The 14631-nt window shown below is 42.1% G+C and carries 10 protein-coding genes and 1 pseudogene; 1 reads left to right on the plus strand and 10 read right to left on the minus strand.

Annotated elements, in window-relative coordinates; translation table 11 throughout:
• The 9 genes from HT671_RS08370 to rpsL all read right to left on the minus strand — a co-directional run.
• A partial coding sequence (locus HT671_RS08370) for a reverse transcriptase domain-containing protein (RefSeq protein ID WP_172923122.1) occupies positions 1–658 on the minus strand: 658 nt, incomplete at its 3' end.
• A 792-nt stretch (positions 659–1450) separates the two neighbouring features.
• The gene (locus HT671_RS08375; RefSeq protein WP_023932538.1) at positions 1451–1681 is read right to left on the minus strand and encodes a GlsB/YeaQ/YmgE family stress response membrane protein; all 231 of its coding nucleotides are present in this window, start codon (positions 1679–1681) and stop codon (positions 1451–1453) included.
• A gap of 9 nt (positions 1682–1690) precedes the next feature.
• Positions 1691–2932 (minus strand): aminopeptidase, encoded by a 1242-nt coding sequence (locus tag HT671_RS08380; RefSeq protein WP_023932544.1) that lies wholly within the window; start codon positions 2930–2932, stop codon positions 1691–1693.
• A gap of 21 nt (positions 2933–2953) precedes the next feature.
• A complete protein-coding gene (locus HT671_RS08385) occupies positions 2954–3106 on the minus strand; it encodes a hypothetical protein (protein ID WP_031222513.1) in 153 nt (50 codons plus the stop codon).
• A 13-nt stretch (positions 3107–3119) separates the two neighbouring features.
• Positions 3120–3797 (minus strand): hypothetical protein, encoded by a 678-nt coding sequence (locus HT671_RS08390; RefSeq protein WP_000970259.1) that lies wholly within the window; start codon positions 3795–3797, stop codon positions 3120–3122.
• 37 nt (positions 3798–3834) lie between these two features.
• Positions 3835–8226: a PolC-type DNA polymerase III gene (locus HT671_RS08395; protein WP_172923123.1), complete on the minus strand. Its 4392-nt coding sequence runs from the start codon at positions 8224–8226 to the stop codon at positions 3835–3837.
• A 103-nt stretch (positions 8227–8329) separates the two neighbouring features.
• A complete protein-coding gene (gene fusA / locus HT671_RS08400; protein WP_000090354.1) occupies positions 8330–10411 on the minus strand; it encodes an elongation factor G in 2082 nt (693 codons plus the stop codon).
• A gap of 278 nt (positions 10412–10689) precedes the next feature.
• On the minus strand, positions 10690–11160 hold the full coding sequence (rpsG, locus tag HT671_RS08405) for a 30S ribosomal protein S7 (protein WP_000087873.1): 471 nt from the start codon (positions 11158–11160) through the stop codon (positions 10690–10692).
• A 19-nt stretch (positions 11161–11179) separates the two neighbouring features.
• A complete protein-coding gene (gene rpsL / locus HT671_RS08410) occupies positions 11180–11593 on the minus strand; it encodes a 30S ribosomal protein S12 (protein WP_001142332.1) in 414 nt (137 codons plus the stop codon).
• A gap of 275 nt (positions 11594–11868) precedes the next feature.
• Between rpsL and HT671_RS08415 the strand changes: the two are divergent.
• Positions 11869–12020, plus strand: a pseudogene (locus tag HT671_RS08415) (helix-turn-helix domain-containing protein); the annotation flags it as partial.
• A gap of 257 nt (positions 12021–12277) precedes the next feature.
• Here HT671_RS08415 and HT671_RS08420 read toward each other — a convergent pair.
• On the minus strand, positions 12278–14275 hold the full coding sequence (locus HT671_RS08420) for a thiol-activated cytolysin family protein (RefSeq protein WP_172923124.1): 1998 nt from the start codon (positions 14273–14275) through the stop codon (positions 12278–12280).
• Positions 14276–14631: the final 356 nt, after the last annotated feature.

A 14631-nucleotide genomic window follows, 5' to 3' on the forward strand; every position in this document is an offset into this window, starting at 1 on the left:
CAAATCGAAGTCCTCTCTTTTCTAATTCCTTGTCCAATTCATTAAGCATGACATTGGATAAGAGAGGAGATACATTTCCTCCCTGTGGTGTACCAACTAGCGTTTTATGACGCTGACCATTAATGATAACACCTGAATGAAGATACTTACGAATCAAGGATTCCGTATCTCCGTCTTCGATAATATTATGTACTAAGGACATCAATCTATCTTGAGGAACCGTATCGAAAAATTTCTCTAGGTCTATATCCACTATCCACTCATAGCCGTCATTTAAGTACTCTAAGAACTTCCTGATGGCTTTTTCACATGACCTATTTGGTCTGAAGCCATAACTCGTATCTGAGAAATGAGATTCACAAATGGGGCTCATGACTTGGACAATGGCCTGTTGAATCATTCTATCCATAACTGCTGGAATTCCTAGTTGACGGATACCTCCGTTTGGTTTAGGAATCTCAACTCTAAGAACTGGTTGAGGCTTATATTTTCTCTGTTTTATCAGCTCCTTAGTCAGGCGCCAGTTTTGTCTGAGATAATTATCCATCTCTTCGATAGTCATTCCATCAATCCCAGCTGAGCCTTTATTGGATTTTACTTGATTGTAGGCTTCCAGCATATTTTCGCGTGATACTATCTTATCTAGCAATTTTGACATGTGCCTATTCCTTTCTTGTTTTGGTGCCTGAGGGACATCTTATATTGGTGAGCCTTCAGCTAGTCAATACGTGACAGACTCCAGTTCTATCAGACCGCTTGTTTTACAGACACAAGTGAAGTAGGATTACTTCGATCTGTCGTTTTCTCTTTCTAGCGACAGACCTCAAACAGTCTCTCCCCAGACTGTTTGAGTATTCACCCCTTCGCTCCACTTCCATTACAGAAGTTTCCTCACTACTATGGGTTCGGCTGACTTCTCATGATTCCTTGTTCTACGCTTTCAGCGCTCATGAGACCTCACGGGATAAGTCCTACATCTTTCCTCGTTTATACAAGATATGAGGACGTTAAAAGGTTAGAGTGAAAATAGGAAATCTGACGCAGAGTCTTTAGACTCTAGAAAGATTTATCTTTTTCACACAAACCTTAGTCCGAATTCAATTACTCTCGTGATTTACGCATATGGGTTACGACTACCTTTTTGGACTTTAGAGTTTCTGGCCCCCTTATCCGCTATATACGCCTTACTATCACGTTCCTGTTCGTAGAGCCACGATTTCGCTATCCCTTCCTCTGACGATTCTTATTTCCAGTGTCAGACTTAAAACGGTCTATCCCCAGACCGTTTTAATCCGCTACCTCACGATAGTCAGGCTTGGGAATCGCTATTGGGTTCACCGGTAGCAGGTGCCCACCGAGGACTTACACCTCAGATGCACGACATGCCCGTCGTACCTCAAAAGGAGGCTGTCTCAATGACCAACCTCCTTTTCGTTTCAGATTTAAGAAATTAACTTCCTCGTCTCCAGAAAATCGCTAAAACAATCATGGAACCTAGTACTGCCGGAATAATGGCAGTTCCTGATAAAACTGGCCCCCAAGTTCCAAAGAGCAAGTGACCTAGAAAGGCTCCGATCCAACCGAGAAACATTTTTCCAAAACATCCCATTCGCTCTCCACGATTGGTCAGAGTACCTGCTAAAAATCCCACTAGGAGACCAACGAACATACTTCCTAACATATTATCTCCTTAATTTGCCCAATTCCCATTACGGAAAAGAGGTACTCGCGTTCCATCCTCACGAATACCATCGATATCCATTTGGTTAGAACCAATCATAAAGTCTACGTGAACATCTGAACGGTTAAGCCCTGCAGCTTCAAGCTCCTCTTCGCTCATCTCCGCTCCATCAACAACGCTAGTCGCATAGGCTGCACCGATAGCCAAGTGGTTTGACGCATTTTCATCGAAAAGGGTGTTAAAGAAGGTAATGCCTGACTGAGAAATTGGACTTGGATCTGGTACCAAGGCACATTCACCCAAGGCACGCGCACCCGCATTTTCAAAGACAAGGTCTTTCATAACCTGATCACCCTTCTCAGCAGTGATATCTACGATTTGTCCATCCTTAAAGGTCACCTTAATGCCTTCAATGATATTTCCGTTGTAGCTAAGCGGTTTTGTAGAAGTGACATAACCATCTGCACGACGGAAGTCAGGCGCTGTGAAGACCTCTTCTGTCGGCATATTTGGCAAGAATTCTTCGCCCTGTGCATTAACAGCACCAGCTGATTCCCAAACGTGGTTCTTCGGCAAGCCAAGGGTCAAATCTGTCCCTGGCGCTGTGTAGTGAAGGGCTGAAAATTGCTCTTTATTGAGCATATCGGCCTTGCTCTTTAAGACAGCTGCATGTTCCTCCCAAGCCTTAACGGGATCTGCTTCGTAAACACGGCAAGTTTTGAAGATTTGGTCCCAAAGGAGATCGACCGCTTCTTCGTCGCTCGCAGCATTTGGAAAGACTTTCTTGGCCCACTCAAGTCCAGCAGCGGCTGCTACAGTCCAGCTAACCTTGTTAGATTGAGTTGCGATTCGCATTGGCTTCATGGCAAGTCCCATAGCTTTAGCAGAAGCTGAAAGCTTGTCAGCGTCCACTCCGTTCAAGGCACCTGGATCAGATGAACGAACTCCAAGACGGCTAGCCTTGTTCTCCAAGAGATAGTTCATCTCAGCAATCTTGTATTCTGGCACATTGTCCAAACGCTCCATCGGGGCATGGAGGAATTTCTCACGGTTAATCACATCATCTGTCCACTGAACGATGACCTCATGCGCACCCAAGGCATAAGCTTCTTTCACGATTAGATGTGCCAATTCACGTTGCTCCACATCAATAGAGAGAGCCAAAGTGTGACCAGGTTGCACGTTAATTCCGTTCGCAACCAACAATTTCGCATATTTTTCTAGATTTTCTTTAAAATTTGGTAAAACCATGTAATTTTCTCTTTTCTATTTTTATTTTTCTTTCACAGCAGAGAATAATCCTGCTAAAGCAATGACACCTGACAAAAGTGCTGTTGATAGAAGAATTGTCTGATCAGCAAGGTCTAATTGATACTCAAAGACTTTTTCAGCTGGTTTGTCTTCCGCAAAAATTCTTAGTTTCATGAAATGTCCTTTCTTATTCTTCATGCTCTCCTAGGTAGAGGCGTCGTGCCTCTGGACTATTTGTGAGGATATCTATATAGGTTTCATAGTCATCAGGCAGAGGCTTTCCTAAAGAGATATCTTGTTCTGGATTTATATTTTTCCCATAAAGAAAGCAAAGATAGAGACGTTCGTTGAGTGTTGGAAATACTTCAATAGACATAAGTTCAGCCTGACCTACCCGATCCCAATCCTGTTCTTTGATATCTGATATGATATAGGTTTGGAAGAGTCCCATAAGTGGATTATCTTCTGGTAGTCCACTGTCTTTATCCGCCAGGACCAAAGAACAACGTCTACCAAAACCAGCAAGTTGGCGCTCCCTTCCCTTTACCGAAACAGTAATAGGATGCCCTCCAATATGGCTATAAATCCATTCTTTAGGCAGTTCATAATTTAACAGGGGGGTAACTTCTTTGACAATCGCTACAGGACTATAGCGTAGAAACTGGCGAGTAACAGCCTTACAAAAGAGGATATCTTCATCTTTCAAGGTCACTCCCTTCCAGTTATTTTCCTCATTAAAATGGTTGAAAAATACCAGATAGGGATCACGCACCATTTGTGCTAATACATAAACGCCATTTCGCAAACGTATGGAAATAACTTTCCCTGGTTTCCAGGGTGTTGCTCTTTTTTTCTTTTCCATCATGATACAACCTCAAACCTACACAAGACATTTCAAACTATTAAAACAAATCATCAAACAAGCTGAGCTGGTTATCCTCTGGCATATTTCCAAGAATCCCCATCTCATCCATCTTTTCAACCAAGGTTGATGAGAGTCCACCACGCTTGCGTAGTTCTGTTTTAGAGAGGAATTCTCCCTCTTCACGCGCTCGCACCAACTGCTTAGCAACGTTCTCTCCCAGACCATCCATTGCTACAAATGGCGGGATGAGGGTGTCTCCATCGATGAGGAATTCAGTCGCATCACTGCGGTAGAGATCGAGTTTGCCAAACTTAAAGCCACGCTCCCACATCTCATTGACAATCTCAAGAGTTGTATAAAGATCAATTTCTACATTAGAGGCTTCATTGTTCTTCCGTTTTTCAGAGATTTCTTCCATTCTGCGCTTGATAGCCTCCAAGCCCGCCCCCATGGTCTTGATATCAAAAGCCTTAGCACGGATTGAGAAATAAGCACAGTAGTAATAAATGGGATGATGAACCTTGAAGTAAGCTACGCGCAAGGCCATCATAACGTAGGCTGCCGCATGGGCTTTAGGGAACATGTACTTAATTTTCCCACAGGATTCGATATACCACTCTGGTACCTTATTAGCCTTCATGGCTTCGATGTAGCCATTGCGTTCCTCTTCGGAAATCTTGAGCCACAATCCCTTACGTACCCGTTCCATGATGGTAAAGGCCATCTTAGGTTCGAGACCAGCATGCATGAGGTAAACCATGATGTCGTCCCGACAACCAATAACAGTCGATAGGTCTGCTATTCCTTGCTTAATCAAATCTTGGGCATTTCCCAACCAGACATCTGTACCATGGGATAGACCTGAGAGCTGAAGCAACTCCGCAAAAGTCGTCGGATGGGTTTCATCTACCATGCCTCGGACAAAGTTGGTTCCAAACTCTGGAATCCCCAGCATACCCGTAGGCGTTCCGATTTGCTCAGGTGTTACTCCTAGCACATCAGTCCCAGAAAAGAGTGCCATCACGCCTTCGTCATCCATAGGAATTTCATTAGGGTCAATCCCAGACAAATCCTGAAGTTTCCGAATCATGGTCGGATCATCATGTCCTAGAACATCTAGCTTGAGGACGTTCTCATCGATATCATGGAAGTTAAAGTGAGTGGTCTGCCATTCAGCCGTCACATCATCCGCTGGATACTGAACAGGAGTAAAATCGTAGACATCCATGTAATTAGGAATAACAACGATTCCCCCTGGGTGTTGGCCTGTTGTCCGCTTGACACCCGCCGCTCCTTGAGCGAGGCGTTCTATCTCTGCATCACGATAAAACTTCCCATAGTCCCGCTCGTAACCCTTGACAAAACCATAAGCGGTCTTGGCAGCCACCGTACCAACCGTTCCTGCACGGAAGGCATATTCCTTACCAAAGATATCACGCACATCCAAGTGGGCGCTAGGTTGGTCTTCTCCCGAGAAGTTCAAGTCAATATCAGGAACCTTATCTCCATCAAAACCAAGGAAGGTCTCAAACGGGATATCCTGCCCGTTTTTGCTGAGTTTGTGACCACATTTAGGACAGTCCTTATTGGGCATATCAAAACCTGAACCATAAGAACCGTCTGTGATAAACTCACTATACTGACACTGACCACAGACATAGTGTGGAGAGAGAGGATTAACCTCTGTAATCCCAATCATGGTCGCAACGAAACTGGACCCAATAGACCCACGAGAACCAACCAAGTAACCCCGTTCATTGGAACGTTGTACCAGCATCTGCGATGCCAGATAAATCACGGCAAATCCATTTCCCAGAATGGAAGTTAATTCTTTTTCAATCCGCAAATCAACGATATCTGGCAGCGGATTTCCATAAATCTCAAAAGCTTTCTTATAGGTCAGCTCAGCAACTGTTTCTTCAGCCTTATCGATAAAAGGTGTGTACAAATCACCCTTAACGACTTCAACAGGTTCAAAGCTATCCGCCAAGGCATTGGTGTTTTCAATAACCAATTTACGTGCCAGTTCCTCGCCCAAGAAGGCAAATTCATCCAGCATCTCGTTGGTCGTTCTAAAATGAGCCTTTGGAAGTGGTGCCGGTTGGGCATGTTCACCATGACCAATAGTTCGGTTAATCATCGCCCCCTGTCCCAAACTACGGACGATAATTTCACGATAAATTTCTTCTTCCGGTTCGATATAGTGGACATTTCCCGTAGCCAAAACGGGCTTACCAAGACGGTCGCCCACCTCTATCAAACTCTTAATAATGGTCTGGAGTTCCTCCATATCCTTGACTTGCTCCTTGGCGATCAATGGCGCATAGATAGCTGGTGGCATGATCTCAATAAAGTCATAATACTTGGCCACCTCAACCGCCGCATCCACACCTTGAGAAACGACTGCATCAAAAACTTCACCTTCAGAGCAAGCTGATCCTAAAATCAAACCTTCCCGATGAGCATCTAGAACTGTTCTCGGAATCCGTGGCACTCCTTCAAAGTACTTGGTATTGGACAAAGAAACCAGCTTAAAGATATTTTTTAGACCTACCTGATTTTTGACATAAATGGTCGCATGTTTGATTCGAGCTTTTTTATAAGAATCTGGACTGATTAGATCAATGTTGAGTCTAGCTAGATTGGTCACACCATGTTTTTCTGCTACCTCTTTGATAAAGATGAAAAGCAGACGACCAGTAGCTTCCGCATCGTAGTTGGCCATGTGGTGATGTTCTAAGGCCACACCAAAACGCTTGGTCAAAGGTCCCAAACCATGACGCTTATACTCAGGATAGAGGTTTCTAGCAAACTCGAGCGTATCAATAACTGGCTGGCTAATTTTAGGAAGACCATGACGCTCATAATTGGCATTCATAAAGCCAACGTCAAAGGTCGCATTGTGGGCAACTAAGACTGTATCCTTACAAAATTCTTGAAATTCTTGCAGAACTTGTTCCAGTGGTTTGGCATTTTTGACATGATCATCTGTAATTCCAGTCAACTCAGTAGTAAAAGCTGACAAGGGATGCCCAGGATTGATAAATTCATCAAATTCAGCAATAACATTCCCCTTGTACATCTTAGAAGCCGCAACCTGAATCAAGTCATTATAGATAGCTGAAAGCCCCGTCGTTTCCACGTCAAAGACCACATAGGTTGCTTCGGACAAGTCCATCTCCACTTCATTGTAGACGATAGGGACACGATCCTCCACGATATTGGCTTCCATTCCATAGATTAGCTGAATTCCCACTTTCTTAGCCGCCTTATAGCCATGTGGGAAAGACTGGACATTCCCATGGTCCGTTATGGCAACCGCCTTGTGTCCCCACTTAGCAGCTGTCGCAACGATCTCTTCTACCTCGGGTAGAGCATCCATAGTCGACATGTTAGTATGAGCGTGAAACTCAACCCGACGCTCACCTTCTGGCATCAAATCCTTCCGCTCATAGTGAACAACTTCCTGCACATCCTGCACGTTCATGGTCAAATCTCGTGTGAAGTTATTCATCTCCACATTCCCACGAACTCGGAGCCAAGAATTTTTCTTAATTAGATCAAATTTCTGAGCCTCTTCCTCGTTCTTAACCCACTTTTGCATAGAAAAACTGGAAGTGTAGTCTGTCATTTTAAAGTTGATCAAAACACGCCCTGTTCTGGTCACTTTTTGCTCCACATCAAAAACAACCCCTTCAAAAACCAGACGATTTTCCTCCGTCGTCACTTCGATCATAGGAGTAATCTCCGCCTTGTCCAGCTTGGGTTTAGCTGCAGCTTTTTTGGCTTGAAAATCAAAGGCTGGTTTCTCTTCTGCTGGAGGAGGTACCATCTGTTCCAGTTGCTCCATAGCACGGAGCGCTTCCTCATTGGCAGCTTGAACAATCTGCTCATTTTCAGCGTGAAAGGCCTCTTCCTGCTCTTGGGTCAGCATATCATTTTTCTCTACTTGACAATTAAAAGTTGGAAAACCAAATTTTTCAAGTTGTTTAACTAAATTAGGAAGGTGATTTTTCTTAAAGTGTTCCTTATCAATCGCCTCTGAGCCCTCAATAAAGAGTTGATTGCCCTCAGCACGAACTTGCAGATTTTGATAAAGAGATTTAAAACCTTGACTCGAACACGGACCTTCAGAAAAAGCCTCTCTATAATAGGCCTGCAAGAGTTGATTTGAAAATTCTTGAGACAGAGCCTTGATTTCAAAAACAGCTTTATTGCCTGTCTTAGAAAATTCCTCGCTCAAACCTTTCTTTAATTCTAAAAAGATTTCAATCGGTAAAATATTAGAAAATATGAAATGAAACTCCCATACCTTACTAATTTTATGAACCACAACTCGCTCAATATCAGCCTGTGATAAAGCAGGATCCTGTCTCATTTCAGCAGGCATCCCCAATTGATTCATCAAAATTTCAAAACTATTTGACATTCATTTTCCTCACATTATTCTCCTACTATTTTACCATATTTAGAGGTATTTTCTAAAGACAAAAGGAAGCCACTAAGTGACTTCCTTCTAGAGTGAGGACTGATTAGTCTTCACCTTTGTTTTTCTTAATGATTTCTTCTTGTACTGACTTAGGTACATCTTCGTAGTGGTCAAATACCATCATGAATGTACCACGTCCTTGAGATGCAGAACGAAGAACTGTTGCGTAACCGAACATTTCAGCAAGTGGAACGTAAGCACGAACGATTTGGCTGTTACCATGTGCTTCCATACCATCTACACGTCCACGACGAGCAGTTACGTGTCCCATAACATCACCAAGGTTTTCTTCTGGAACAGTGATAGTTACAAGCATCATTGGCTCAAGGATAGCTGGTTGTGCTGATTTAGCAGCTTCTTTAAGGGCAAGTGAAGCCGCAATCTTGAAGGCAGTTTCAGATGAGTCGACATCGTGGTATGAACCATCGTAAAGTTTAGCTTTAACGTCAACCATTGGGTAACCTGCAAGAACACCGTTAGCCATAGATTCTACCAAACCTTTTTCAACCGCTGGAATAAATTCACGAGGAACCACACCACCGACGATTGCGTTTTCAAATTCGAATCCTTTACCTTCTTCGTTTGGAGTAAATTCAATCCATACATCACCAAATTGACCTTTACCACCAGACTGACGTTTGAAGAATCCACGAGCTTGAGTAGAAGCGCGGAATGTTTCACGGTAAGATACTTGAGGAGCACCTACGTTTGCTTCAACTTTGAACTCACGACGCATACGGTCAACAAGGACGTCAAGGTGAAGCTCACCCATACCAGAGATAACTGTTTCACCAGTTTCAACGTTTGTTTCAACGCGGAACGTTGGATCTTCTTCAGCCAATTTTTGAAGGGCGATACCCATCTTGTCTTGGTCAGCTTTAGATTTTGGCTCAACCATCAATTGGATAACTGGTTCTGGAACGTTGATTGACTCAAGAATGATTTTAGCTTTTTCATCTGTCAATGAGTCACCAGTTGTAGTATCTTTCAAACCAACGGCAGCAGCGATATCACCTGAGTAAACAGTGTCGATTTCTTGACGGCTGTTAGCGTGCATTTGAAGGATACGTCCGATACGTTCACGTTTACCTTTAGAAGTGTTCAATACGTATGAACCTGATTGAAGAACACCTGAGTAAACACGGAAGAATGTCAAACGACCTACGAATGGGTCAGTCATAATCTTGAAGGCAAGAGCTGCAAATGGCTCTTCGTCAGATGCTGGACGAGTTTCTTCAGCGTCTGTATCTGGGTTAATACCTTTGATAGCTGGGATATCAAGTGGACTTGGAAGGTAGTCAATAACTGCATCAAGCATCAATTGAACACCTTTGTTCTTGAAGGCAGAACCACACAATACTGGGAAGAATTCAACGTTGATAGTCGCTTTACGGATACCAGCTTTCAATTCTTCGTTAGTGATTTCTTCACCTTCGAGGTATTTCATCATCAATTCTTCGTCAGTTTCAGCAACTGCTTCAACCAATTTTTCACGGTATTCTTGAGCTTGGTCAAGGTATTCAGCTGGAATATCTTCTTCAAGGATATCTGTACCAAGGTCGTTCGTATAGATTTCAGCTTTCATCTTGATCAAGTCGATGATACCACGGAAGTCATCTTCAGAACCGATTGGCAATTGGATTGGGTGGGCATTTGCTTGAAGACGATCGTGAAGTGTGCTTACAGAGTAAAGGAAGTCAGCACCGATTTTGTCCATTTTGTTGGCAAATACGATACGTGGAACTCCATACTCAGTTGCTTGACGCCAAACTGTTTCAGTTTGAGGCTCAACACCTGATTGTGAGTCAAGAACGGTAACCGCACCATCCAATACACGAAGAGAACGCTGTACTTCGATTGTGAAGTCCACGTGTCCTGGTGTGTCGATAATGTTTACGCGGTGGTTGTTCCATTGAGCTGTTGTCGCAGCAGATGTGATAGTGATACCACGCTCTTGCTCTTGCTCCATCCAGTCCATTTGTGACGCACCTTCGTGAGTTTCACCGATTTTGTGGATTTTACCAGTGTAGTAAAGGATACGCTCAGTTGTAGTTGTTTTACCAGCATCGACGTGAGCCATGATACCGATATTACGAGTTTTTTCAAGTGAAAATTCGCGTGCCATGAGGTTTGTTTCTCCTATTTATTTTTGATTTCTATTCTATTATAACACGATTTTAATAAAAACGGATAGGCAGGACCTACCCGTTCTCAATGTTTTCATGCTATTGTTGGTTTCAACTTACGAGATGGTAAGTTGAGTTATAGCTAATACTAATCGATTTAGCTAATTTGAACCCAGGCTAAAAGCTTGGAAAATAGATAAGCTCTCCTAGAATCTTCGATTCTTCGTCAAGCTTCCTAATTTTCAGTCGCTTTTTTAACGCCCTTAGTATCTTAATCTTACCAACGGAAGTGTGCGAATGCACGGTTAGCTTCAGCCATACGGTGAGTGTCTTCACGTTTCTTAACAGCTGCACCAGTGTTGTTAGCAGCATCCAAGATTTCTTTTGCGAGACGGTCTTGCATTGTGTGTTCACCACGAAGACGAGCGATTGTTACCAACCAACGAAGTCCAAGTGTTGTACGACGTTCTGGACGAACTTCAACTGGGACTTGGTAGTTAGAACCACCAACACGACGTGCACGTACTTCAAGTACAGGCATGATGTTTTCCATAGCTGTTTCAAATACTTCAAGTGCATCGTTGCCAGTAGCTTCTTTGATTTGCTCAAAAGCACCGTAAACGATTGAAGCAGCTGTACCACGTTTACCGTCAAGCATAACGCGGTTGATAAGACGAGTAACTAGTTGTGAATTGTAAAGCGGATCTGGCAATACGTCACGTTTTGGAGCTCTATTTTTACGACTCATTTCTCTTTATCCCCTTTCCTTATGCTTTTGGACGTTTAGTACCGTATTTAGAACGGCCTTGTTTACGATCGTTAACACCTGCAGTATCAAGTGCACCACGGACGATATGGTAACGTACCCCTGGAAGGTCTTTTACACGTCCACCACGAAGAAGAACCACGCTGTGTTCTTGCAAGTTGTGTCCGATACCTGGGATGTAGGCAGTAACTTCGATAAGGTTGCTCAAACGTACACGAGCGAATTTACGAAGGGCTGAGTTAGGTTTTTTAGGTGTCATTGTTCCAACACGAGTTGCAACACCACGTTTTTGTGGTGAAGAAACGTTTGTTTGAACTTTTTTATGACTGTTGTAACCAACGTTCAAAGCTGGTGATTTAGATTTTTCTACTTTTGATTTACGCGGTTTGCGAACCAATTGGTTAATTGTAGGCATCTACATACTCCTGTGTTTTTTTTATTTTTGGTGATGATACACTTGGTGACAGATATCATCTGTATGTACTTTTGCAACATTTGTCAGCACGTCCCTGTACACTCTTGAGAGACCAAAAGTAAAAAGTACCGTCTATTATTGTAACAAAATTTTCCCTTGCTTGTCAAGATATTTTTCTTTTTTATTGTTAATCTTTTCCTAAGCTAACTTCTCAAAGTAACTTCCATTTGCCTGATCGAAGTGGAAATTAGTCTAAAACGGATTTTTATGGTGGAATTAAGTGTGAGACTTTCCGTTCCATCGTTGATAATATGGGAAAAGGCCCGTCAACGATTTCAAAGGAAATTAAGCGCAATCGCATCATGCATCCAACATCCGTCAAATCTGATTGCACACTTATCAAAAAGCTCCTTATGTCTGTAACAACGCATTTTTCTCATACTAAAAGCTAGGTTGTGGAAAACTGGAAGTTAGTTTTATATTGAATTGAAATAAGACATGAACAAATCTATTGGGAAAGTCAACTTAATTTCTAGAAATGTTTTAATAGCAACAACGTACTATTCTAGTTTCAAGCTACTATAGAAGTTCCTCTTTTCATTCTCTCAAAAGTCAATCATAAAAGAGGAGGAATCGAAGTTCCTCCTCTTCACTGTTTACTATCGAATCAAGTAAATCAAATCGTTACTCATTCACAATTTTTTCATCAACTTTAGGGTTTAGAGTTGTTCCCCAATGTGTAATTGTACGCTGTTGTACTAGTGGTAAGTCTGTGCGGTTGTAAACTGTACGCCATGGTTCCCATACAAGACCTGTCTTTTCTTGAACCTTGATACGAAGATTACGGACATTTCCTCTAAATTGAATCTCTGTTTGGAAGCCTGAAGTTCTGTTTTTTCCGTTATCTTCCCATTGACGTGAACGGATTTCTGGATTTCCTTGTTCATCATATGTAATTTCATCCCAATAAATGTAGTAACGCGCAATATAAGCACCCTTATGATGAAGTTTCAAGAAACCATTTTTGTAAGAAGTAACCTTCGTTTCGATATAGTCTGTACTATTTTGTAAAGTTGCTTGGGCATTATCTTTTAGGAAGGCAGTCTTATATGAGATTGGCACAGCTGGACTTTGAGCGCTAAAGTTAGCTCCTTCTCTGATGAGTTCCTTCAAGTTTTCGACTGTTCCTGTGACAACTTTGCCAGCACCGCTAGCATTACCTCCTACAATTACTGCTGTTACAGAAGTATTCTTCAATAGACGGCTCCATTCAGAATTTGGAGCAATTGTTGCACCTTTGATAACCGCATTAATAGCTGCTTTTAATTCAGTAGACTTACTTGTTGACTCAAACTTAACATAGATTTGACGTCCGTAAGAAACGTTTGATACATATACAGGTGGAGTTTGTGAATCAACGCCTCTTTGTTTTAAATCTTCAGGTGTCACACTCTTGTCAAATACAGCCGCTGGATTGGTCGGTGCATCAAATGTCGCTGTATAGTAGATTTGTTTAAAGTTTACAACTTCAATTTGCTTTTCACCCTTTTGTACAGCCTCAAAGTCAATCTTAAGCGGTGCACCTGCTTTTTCAAAGTCTGCACCAAATTTTGCTTTCAATTGATTCATGCTATAGGCTGTAGTTGATTCATACTGAACACGTGCAGGAACGGAATGGCTAGATGAGTAATTCTTTGTCCATCTTTCAACCAAGGTATTCATCGCAGACTGCATACCACTAGTTGTAGGATCTGCTTCAATTCGGCTGTCAGACTGAATCATACCAGGTAAATCGACGCTGACTGTCCCCTTTGCACGGGCAAGACTAATCAATTCTGGCTGATTTTCTAGCAGATTTTGGTTTGCCTTATACAAGCCACCTAGGAAGACATTTTGATTTCCATTGATGGAAACATCTGCTGTGCCTGTAGAGAGGGTTTTCTTGATTTTTTCTACAACGACAAACTCTCCATTTTGTTCCTTAGCACTTGTGTTGTAGCGATTTTCTAAGGTTTCTCCTTTGCGAGTTAAAATATCCAAAGGATTATAAGTTAAGCCAAAAAGGTAGTCTTTCAATGCTGATGTTTGATCTACTACTGGTGCAGTTCTATCCTGTCCAACTTGAGTTGTTGCTGAACGGAATACTTCCACTTCTGCCAAGCTCAATGGGGTATTTTTAGTTTTCAACTCCACTTTTACATAACGAGCGTCTTTGGCGGTGAAGAAAACTTCAAGTTCTGCCTTCCCATTCAAACTATCAAAGTGTTGACGAGCAACTTCTTGTTTTGCTTCATTTAACAAAACAACATCAAAATTGGAAAGACGATTAGCTACATTCCCATCTCCACGATTGTAAAGTTTAACTTTTCCAACATTCTCTGTTTTTCCAAGATCAACTTGCCACCAAGCATTGTCTTCAAAGTTTGTATGCGTTACAGAATGGTGCCCATAGTCACTATCAACATTACCATCCACTGCTCGTGTAGCAGCTCCTCCATAAGCAGTAGAACTTTGACTAGCTTGTTTTCCACGAGCGATGTTTTCTGTCTCAACTGGACGATTCCCTTGCTCTGTAGCCAAAGCTACTCCCTGAGCGTTCAATAAAAATGCCGCAACAACAGCACTACACACACCGAGTCCACACTTTTTGACAAAGCGATGCAAACGTTTTTCTTGATTCATTCCTTATTCCTCCGTTTTTAAATGAATACGTTTTCCTATTTGTCTATAGTTTATCAAATTTCAAGTAAAAGTCAAGCACAAACCAGCAAAAAAGTCAAGAAAACAAGAAGAAAACGTTTGCTGAATTTTTCTGATATTTTCTTTCGATTTCCAGTAAATACTATAGTTTGGAAACTAGATAAAACTTGAGAAGCGCTAGCTTTTTTCTTTTCCTATTTATAGTTTCACTAGATGAGCTTTTTAAAAGAAATATTAGAGAGCAATTTCTGAATAAAAATAGCTGGGAACACATCATCTTCCTAATAATACGGCTTTGCTTATGTGACATTTTTATACTAATTCAAACCACGTCAACG

The organism is Streptococcus sp. 2741 (assembly GCF_013276315.1).
GTDB lineage: Bacteria > Bacillota > Bacilli > Lactobacillales > Streptococcaceae > Streptococcus > Streptococcus pseudopneumoniae.

Coding starts and splice junctions, on each gene's coding strand:
- HT671_RS08375 (WP_023932538.1), bottom strand. CDS start 1,681: ATGTTAGGAAGTATGTTCGTTGGTCTCCTAGTGGGATTTTTAGCAGGT.
- HT671_RS08380 (WP_023932544.1), bottom strand. CDS start 2,932: ATGGTTTTACCAAATTTTAAAGAAAATCTAGAAAAATATGCGAAATTG.
- HT671_RS08385 (WP_031222513.1), bottom strand. CDS start 3,106: ATGAAACTAAGAATTTTTGCGGAAGACAAACCAGCTGAAAAAGTCTTT.
- HT671_RS08390 (WP_000970259.1), bottom strand. CDS start 3,797: ATGATGGAAAAGAAAAAAAGAGCAACACCCTGGAAACCAGGGAAAGTT.
- HT671_RS08395 (WP_172923123.1), bottom strand. CDS start 8,226: ATGTCAAATAGTTTTGAAATTTTGATGAATCAATTGGGGATGCCTGCT.
- fusA (WP_000090354.1), bottom strand. CDS start 10,411: ATGGCACGCGAATTTTCACTTGAAAAAACTCGTAATATCGGTATCATG.
- rpsG (WP_000087873.1), bottom strand. CDS start 11,160: ATGAGTCGTAAAAATAGAGCTCCAAAACGTGACGTATTGCCAGATCCG.
- rpsL (WP_001142332.1), bottom strand. CDS start 11,593: ATGCCTACAATTAACCAATTGGTTCGCAAACCGCGTAAATCAAAAGTA.
- HT671_RS08420 (WP_172923124.1), bottom strand. CDS start 14,275: ATGAATCAAGAAAAACGTTTGCATCGCTTTGTCAAAAAGTGTGGACTC.